This is a genomic window from Pseudomonas sp. Y3 TE3536 (assembly GCF_053629175.1).
The window spans coordinates 4,446,316-4,453,953 of sequence record NZ_JBRJHU010000001.1 but is presented as its reverse complement, the minus strand read 5'-3'; the positions used below and the strand labels follow the sequence as shown (position 1 = coordinate 4,453,953).

Sequence of the window (7,638 nt, the reverse complement as noted above, 5' to 3'; positions counted from 1 at the left end):
GGAGGTTGGAGGAATTTGAAGCGCCAGCCGTCCCTTTTGCCCCTCAACTGATGGGCTAAAGCAGGCGTCACAGGCTCGCGGGGGCTAATATTGTTCTTCCAGCCGCTACTCCCGACGGTCCCTCCCATGCAACCCACCTCCAACCCCCGGCAAAATTACCTGTTGGCCGCGCTGACCGCGGACACGTTCGCCCGGTTGGAGCCGCACCTGGAACGGGTCAGCCTGCCACTTGGCAAGGCGCTCTACGAGTCCGGCGACACCCTGCGGCACGTCTACTTCCCCACCGATTCGATCGTCTCGTTGTTGTACGTGATGGAGAACGGCGCCTCGGCGGAAATCTCGGTGGTGGGCAATGAAGGGCTGGTTGGCATCGCCGTGTTCATGGGTGGCGAAAGCACCCCCAGCCGCGCGATCGTGCAAAGCGCCGGGCATGCCTATCGCCTGCCATGTCAGCGTTTGAAGGACGAGTTCAACCGCCATGGCGAGCTGATGATGTTGATGCTGCGCTACACCCAGGCATTGATCACCCAGATGGCGCAAACGGCGGTGTGCAATCGGCACCATTCCATCGACCAGCAACTGTGCCGCTGGCTGCTGCTGTCGCTGGACCGCCTGCCGGGCGACCGGCTGTGCATGACCCAGGAACTGATCGCCAACATGCTGGGCGTGCGCCGCGAAGGGGTGACCGACGCCGCTGGCAAACTGCAGCGGCTGGGCGTGATCGAATACAACCGGGGGCATATCAGGGTGCTCGACAGGGCACACCTGGAGCAGCTCAGTTGCGAGTGTTACGCGGTGGTCAGGAAAGAGACCGAACGCCTGCTTCCCTACCTGCCGCCTGTACGTCCTGCCGTTTAGCCAGCGTTATGGCCTGATTTTCTGCTTCGGCTGATAGCTGTACCGCTCTGCCGCAGAGGCTCTGGACGGGTCGGGATGGCCGGAACCTCTTTGGCTTTCCGTCGGCGTCTGCGCCTCGGTATCGTCTTCATCTTTCCCGGTTGGCCAGTCTTCGCCGTGCCCTGGTTCGACAGCGGGGGCATCAGCCTCTGTGAAGCGCTTGCCAGTGGTCATACACACCTCTCAATGCTCAGATGATCTGAGCTACAGCCAGTGTGCGCCTTCCCAATAGGCAGCAGTTTTATATCGGACCAGAGACCGCCAAGGCATTTGCAGCGCGCGCGTATTGCAGGGCTGCCCAAGCCGTATATATGATAAGCATTATCGTTTGCAACAATGACCCCTGCGGCGGCCGCACTCCATGCTCCCTTCCCCTGATCCCCTTCTGTGCGATGTGGCCTTGCTCTATCGCCAGCAACACAGCTGGCTGACGCGCTGGCTAAGGCTGCGGCTGAACTGCTCGCAAAGCGCAGCGGACCTGGCGCAAGACACCTTCCTGCGCCTGCTGAACAAACAACACGTGCCACAGTTGCATGCACCCCGCACCTTCCTGGCGAAGGTGGCGCAAAGCGTCTTGTGCAACCATTTTCGCCGGCAAAAACTCGAACGCGCCTACCTCGAGGCGCTGGCGACCCTGCCCGAACAGGTCGCGCCCAGCCTGGAAACCCAGGCGATCCTGCTGGAAACCCTGATCGCCCTCGACGCCGCCCTCGACGGCCTGGAGCGCCCGGTGCGCGAGGCGTTCCTGCTGTCGCAGGTGGATGGCCTGGGGCACGCGGACATTGCCGAGCGGCTGGCCGTGTCGATTACCACGGTGAAGCGCTACATCGTCAAGGCAGGCGCCCTGTGCATCATGCTCGATCACAGCCTGGACCTGCCATGAACGGCCAGGGCTCAGCGTCGATCCCCGGCGAGGTGGCCGAGCAGGCCATGCAGTGGCACCTCGAACTGCAAGAGCCGGCCGTCAGCGCTGCCACCCTGGCCGCCTGCATGAGCTGGCGCCAAGCGCACCCGCTGCACGAGCACGCCTGGCAACGGACCCAGGTGTTCGCCCAACGCATGCAGGACATGCGCAGCCCAGGTCAACGCCCCTTGGCCCACGCGGCGCTACGCCAGCAGCTGTCGCGGCGCACGGCGCTCAAGCAACTGTCGCTGCTGATGGCCGCAGGTGCCGGCGCCTGGTACCTGAAAGACGCCGCGCCGGTACAAGACTGGCGCGCGGACTACCACAGCCGCATCGGCGAGCAACGGCGCTTGACGCTGGCCGATGGCACCCAGGTACAGCTGAACACCGACAGCGCCCTTGATGTGGCGTTCGACCATCAGGCACGCCGCTTGCGGTTGCTGCGCGGCGAGGTGCTGATCAGCCGCTCGCCCCGCGCCGATAGCCGGCCGCTGTGGGTGGACACCGTGCATGGCCGCCTCGCATCGACACTGGCGCAGTTCAATGTGAGGCTGCACGCTGAGCTCACCCAGGTCAGCGTGTATCAGGGCAGCTTGTCGGTGCAACCCGCCTTGCAGCCCCATCCGCCCCTTCTGCTCAGTGCCGGGGAGCAGGCCAGCTTCAGCCGCCAGGGCGTGCTCGACCGTCAGTCCGTGCCCCCCGTCGCTCCGGCCTGGAGCCAAGGCATGCTGGTTGCCCAAGGCCAACGCTTGGCGGCCTTTCTCGACGACGTCAGCCGCTATCGCCGTGGGCACCTGGCCTGCGACCCCGCCTTGGCGGACCTTCGTGTGTCAGGCACATTCCCGCTGGATAACACCGAAAAAATCATCACCGCAGTGGCGGACACCTTGCAGCTCGACGTGCAGCATTTCACCCGCTACTGGGTGACGTTGAAGCCGCGCATGGCCTGACGAAAAAAAAGTTGCACAGAGGTGGTCCGATTTCGCGTCTCACGAGACTTAACCCTCAGCACTTCAAATCAATGGGGGAACACTCGTGAATCGCACCGCACGCAAACGCCAGGGCTGGCAGTTATCGGTTACGCAAAAACTCGCCGGCGCAGTGGTCCAGGGCATCGCTTGCATGAGTGCAAGCGCCCCGCTGCTGCTTACGCCCAGCTGGGCTACGGCCGCCGAGCAGGCGCAGGCCGATTTCGATATCGCTGCCGGCCCACTGGCGCCCGCATTGGCCCGCTTTGGCCAGACCGCGCACATTCTGCTGTCTTACCCCACGGCATTGACCGAGGGCCGCAGCACCAGCGGCTTGCAGGGCCGTTTCGATATCGACCAAGGCCTGGCGATGCTGCTCGCTGGCACTGGGCTTGAAGCCAGCCGCGGCGTCAACGGCAACTATTCGCTGCAAGCCACCGCCACGGGGGCCCTGGAGTTGAGCGCGGTGTCCATCTCTGGCAAGGCGCCGGGTTCGACCACCGAAGGCAGCGGGCTCTACACCACCTATTCGTCGAGCAGTTCCACGCGCCTCAACCTTACCCCCCGCGAGACCCCGCAATCGCTGACCGTGATGACCCGCCAGCGCCTGGATGACCAGCGTCTGACCAACCTCACCGACGCGCTGGAAGCCGCGCCAGGCATCACCGTGGTTCGCGATGGCCTGGGCTCGGAGAGCGATTCGTACTGGTCGCGCGGGTTTGCCATCCAGAACTACGAGGTCGACGGTGTGCCGACCAGTACCCGCCTGGACAACTACTCGCAGAGCATGGCGATGTACGACCGCATCGAAATCGTGCGCGGCGCCACCGGCCTGATCAGCGGCATGGGCAACCCCTCGGCGACGATCAACCTGATCCGCAAGCGCCCCACCGCCGACGCCCAGGCCAGCATCACCGGCGAAGCGGGTAACTGGGACCGCTATGGCACCGGTTTTGATGTGTCCGGGCCGCTGACCGAAACCGGCAACGTGCGGGGGCGCTTCGTCGCCGACTACAAAACCGAAAAAGCCTGGATTGACCGCTACAACCAGCAATCGCAGCTGATGTATGGCATCACCGAATTCGACCTCAGCGAAGACACCCTGCTGACCGTGGGCTTCAGCTACCTGCGCAGCGACATCGACTCGCCGCTGCGCTCGGGCCTGCCTACGCGTTTCTCGACAGGTGAACGTACCAACCTCAAGCGCTCGCTCAATGCCGCGCCAAGCTGGTCGTACAACGATCACGAGCAAACCAGCTTCTTCACCTCCATCGAGCAGCAACTGGGCAACGGCTGGAGCGGCAAGGTCGAGCTCACCCATGCCGAGAACAAATTCGACGAGCTGTTCAACTTTGCCATGGGTGAGCTGAGCCCGGAGGGCAGCGGCCTGACCCAGTTGCCCGTGCGTTTTTCCGGCACCCCACGCCAAGACAACCTCGACCTGTACGTTACCGGCCCGTTCAGCCTGTTCGGGCGTGACCATGAGTTGATTACCGGCATGACCCTGTCCCAATACCGGGAAAACACCCCCAGCTGGGGCGGCTGGCGCTATGACTACGCCGGCTCGCCAGCGGGTGTGATCGACAACCTGTTCACCTGGGACGGCAAGTCTGCCAAGCCGGACTTCGTCGAAAGCGGCAAGTCATCGATTGACGAAGACCAATACGCGGCGTACCTGACCTCGCGCTTCAGCGTGACCGACGACCTCAGCCTGATTCTTGGCAGCCGCCTGATCAACTGGAAGCGCGACACCTCGGACAGGCCGTATGGCGGCGACGAAACCGAAGTGAACCGTGAGGAAAACGGCGTATTCATCCCTTATGCCGGCGTGGTCTACGACCTCGACGACACCTGGTCGCTGTACGCCAGCTACACCAAGATCTTCAACCCGCAGGGCTCGTGGGTCACCGACGAGAGCAACAAGCCGCTGGACCCGATGGAAGGTGTCGGCTACGAGATCGGCATCAAGGGCACCCACCTCGATGGCAAGCTCAACTCGAGCCTCGCGGTGTTCAAGCTGGAGCAGGACAACCTGGCCATCTGGCAACACGACAACGTCTACAGCGCCGAACAGGACACCACCTCCAAGGGCATCGAACTGGAGCTGAACGGCGAGCTGGCCGAAGGCTGGCAAGCATCGGCCGGTTATGCCTATTCGGTGACCACTGACGCCGACGACCAGCGCATCAACACCAACCTGCCGCGCAACAGCTTCAAGACCTTCACCAGCTACCGGCTGCATGGGCCACTGGACAAGATCACGGTCGGCGGTGGGGTGAACTGGCAGAGCAAAGTCGGCGCCGACCTGCACACCTTCAGCCAGGGCAGCTACGCGGTCACCAACCTGATGGCCCGCTATGACATCAACCAGCACGTGAGTGCATCGGTGAACCTGAACAACGTGTTCGACCGCGAGTACTACAGCCAATCCGGCCTTTACGGCGTATATGGCGCCCCGCGCAATGTGATGACGAGTTTCAAGTACAGCTTCTGATTCGAGCCACAGACGCGTCAAATCCCCGCTCAACCCCAAGCCCTGTAGGAGCAGCCTTGTGCTGCGAAGAGGCCCGCGACAACAACGAAGATTGATGGTGTTGTCACGGGCCTCTTCGCAGCACAAGGCTGCTCCTACAGGGGGGGGCGTCCCCGGCAAGTGCGCCTATGTGTGCAAGGAGAATTGGGCGTTGGGTAACGGCATCGCTAGAAATCAGGGCAGCTGCTTCTCCATCGGCTGATAGACCAGCCCGGCAAACTCGCCCACATCGCCTGCCAGAACGAACCCATAGCGTTCGTAGGCGGCCACCGAAGACAACGACGCCCTGACCGTCACCACCGCCTCCCTCGCCTGCGCCAGTGCCGCGTTCATCAGGCGCGTACCGATGCCCCGACGTTGCCAGCCCGGTGCGACGAACAGCATGGCCACGTGGCGGCCTTCCTTGAATTCGATCAACCCGGTGAGGGCGCCGTCCGCGACGCACACCAGCATCAGGTTATCGCCCTCCATACGCTCGGCAAACGCCTGTGCCGCCGCCACCTTGGCGAAGGTGTCCACACCCTGCGCCGACAGCGAAGGCGCAACGGCCTGCATGAATGCGTCCAGGCACAGGGTGCTGGCAGAGGGCAGGTCGTCGTGGGTCAGTTGGCGTATGTGCATGGTCGTCATCCGTGGCGAATCAAAGCAGGATAGTGCCCTCCCGGAGGCAACCCTAGCAACGCGGGCAATCAAGGGCCGCCTTAATCGATGAGGAGGTGCAGGTTCATACCCTGGAGCCTGGTGCTGCTGTTCGGCATAACATTTGGGTCAATCCCATGAAGGACCTTTTGCGAGAGTACTTGTCAACTGACACTTATGCCAGTTGCCCTGGTTCTACAGAAGAATACTATCAACCCGTAGTAAATTTTCTTTTAGGAGACTAAACATGTCAGTCAGCATTTCTAAAATCACGGACAGTAATGGCGATGAGCTGAAAGCAGGCGACTCCAACGCAGGAGCGACCCCACCTTTCACCGTTCATGGTACGGCAACCGCGAATCACACGATTATTCTTTGGTTGAACAAAGAAATGGTCAGCATGAAGCCCACATCAACTAACGATGGAAAATGGACCTACGCATTCACGCCTACGTCTAAAGAAATCGATTTGGTCGCTGCGGAAGTAGGTTATTCTAGCGCTGCTAACGGCACGTTCAATGGTAAGTACTCGTAATTCCAGGTTGGATAAATTTTGATCCAGAAAGTCCGCTTTGGGACGCTATCAACCAATCGTTGATTCGCCCCATCGCGTTTAGCCCACCTTGGTAAATCACAGCTTCCTCAGCCGCATGTTTATTCTTCCTAGACGCGGCGCCTTGAAAGCTTGCGCAAAGCCATTTACCTCACCTTACCCATTCGGCGCCTGCGCCTGCCTGCGGTAGCCGGACAACGAAACCCCCGTCTGGCGTTTGAAGTACCGGCACAAATATGACGCGTCGGCGAAGTTGAGCGCGTCCGCGATTTGCCCAATCGCCAGGGTACTGTATGAAAGCAGTGCCTTGATTTCCAAGGTCACCTGACGGTCAATCAGGCCTTTGGGGGTGTCATTGAAAAAAGCCTTGCTGAGCTGCGACAGATAAAACGGCGTGATCGTCAGCGCATCGGCATAAAACTTCACCTCTCGGTGGCGCATGCAGTGTTTGCCTATCAACTCCCAGAAACGCCAACTGAGTGTTTCCTGGCGGCTGAATTGCCGGCCCGCCTGGTACTGCGCCGGAAGCTGCTCGGCGATCTTCAGAAACAGGTTTTGCAGGTGATTTCTGAGCATGATGTGCTGGTACGTGGGGCAGCGCTGCGCAATGTCCCGCATGTGCGCCAACCAACCCGCCAGCAGCGGCCTGTCAGCATTGGCCGGCACGCAGTGAGGGTGGTCATGCAAGAAAACGAACAAGGGGTTTGGCAGTTGGTAAGCCACCTCCGCAGCAAAGCCTTTGGGCATCAGGCAAAAAAATACCCTGAAACTGCGTGAGCGACGTTTGAGCAACGCGATCGTGTCCTCGGCCAACACCATCACATCACCACGCCTGACCGCCTGGTCCTTGAAGTTGAACGCGAAGGCGGCACTGCCGGACAAGCACACCAGCAGCGTAATGTAGGCATGGCCGAAAGACAGCGGCACGCCTACCCCTTCAGCGAGTGTGGTGTCACCCAACCGGGGCGGATCGCCCGGTGTGACCAGTTTCGGAATGTGCTGCATGGTGGCTCAACGCTGCCTGCTTAAACTGCGCAAAGCTTATCACCGCTCGCTGATGGAGTTTCGAAAAGTACCGAAACTGCCGAGGTACTGACGTGTACCCATCAAGCGCCGCGCACTACCCTGTGACGCCCGAGTAACC

7 protein-coding genes are annotated in these 7,638 nt (G+C 61.2%); 5 read left to right on the top strand and 2 right to left on the bottom strand.

What is annotated here, in order from left to right:
* The first annotated feature begins 126 nt into the window (after positions 1 to 126).
* From AB7M33_RS20255 to AB7M33_RS20240, 4 genes are all read left to right on the top strand, one after another.
* Positions 127 to 858 (top strand): Crp/Fnr family transcriptional regulator, encoded by a 732-nt coding sequence (locus AB7M33_RS20255; protein ID WP_454243432.1) that lies wholly within the window; start codon positions 127 to 129, stop codon positions 856 to 858.
* 400 nt (positions 859 to 1,258) lie between these two features.
* Positions 1,259 to 1,780 (top strand): sigma-70 family RNA polymerase sigma factor, encoded by a 522-nt coding sequence (locus AB7M33_RS20250; protein ID WP_099454554.1) that lies wholly within the window; start codon positions 1,259 to 1,261, stop codon positions 1,778 to 1,780.
* On the top strand, positions 1,777 to 2,751 hold the full coding sequence (locus AB7M33_RS20245; protein ID WP_454243431.1) for a FecR domain-containing protein: 975 nt from the start codon (positions 1,777 to 1,779) through the stop codon (positions 2,749 to 2,751). The genes AB7M33_RS20250 and AB7M33_RS20245 overlap by 4 nt, the downstream gene beginning before the upstream one ends.
* A gap of 172 nt (positions 2,752 to 2,923) precedes the next feature.
* On the top strand, positions 2,924 to 5,263 hold the full coding sequence (locus AB7M33_RS20240; protein ID WP_454244239.1) for a TonB-dependent siderophore receptor: 2,340 nt from the start codon (positions 2,924 to 2,926) through the stop codon (positions 5,261 to 5,263).
* Positions 5,264 to 5,476: 213 nt separating this feature from the next.
* Here AB7M33_RS20240 and AB7M33_RS20235 read toward each other — a convergent pair whose 3' ends face one another.
* Complete coding sequence (locus AB7M33_RS20235) at positions 5,477 to 5,923, bottom strand: GNAT family N-acetyltransferase (protein ID WP_099454556.1); 447 nt, start codon at positions 5,921 to 5,923, stop codon at positions 5,477 to 5,479.
* 265 nt (positions 5,924 to 6,188) lie between these two features.
* Here AB7M33_RS20235 and AB7M33_RS20230 point away from each other — a divergent pair, with 265 nt between their 5' ends.
* Positions 6,189 to 6,476, top strand: coding sequence for a hypothetical protein (locus AB7M33_RS20230; protein ID WP_454243430.1), 288 nt, complete (start codon positions 6,189 to 6,191; stop codon positions 6,474 to 6,476).
* A gap of 174 nt (positions 6,477 to 6,650) precedes the next feature.
* On the opposite strand, the gene AB7M33_RS20225 is transcribed toward AB7M33_RS20230, so the two are convergent.
* Positions 6,651 to 7,499 carry a helix-turn-helix domain-containing protein gene (locus AB7M33_RS20225; protein ID WP_454243429.1) on the bottom strand — a complete coding sequence of 283 codons (849 nt, stop codon included), beginning with the start codon at positions 7,497 to 7,499 and terminating at the stop codon, positions 6,651 to 6,653.
* Positions 7,500 to 7,638: the final 139 nt, after the last annotated feature.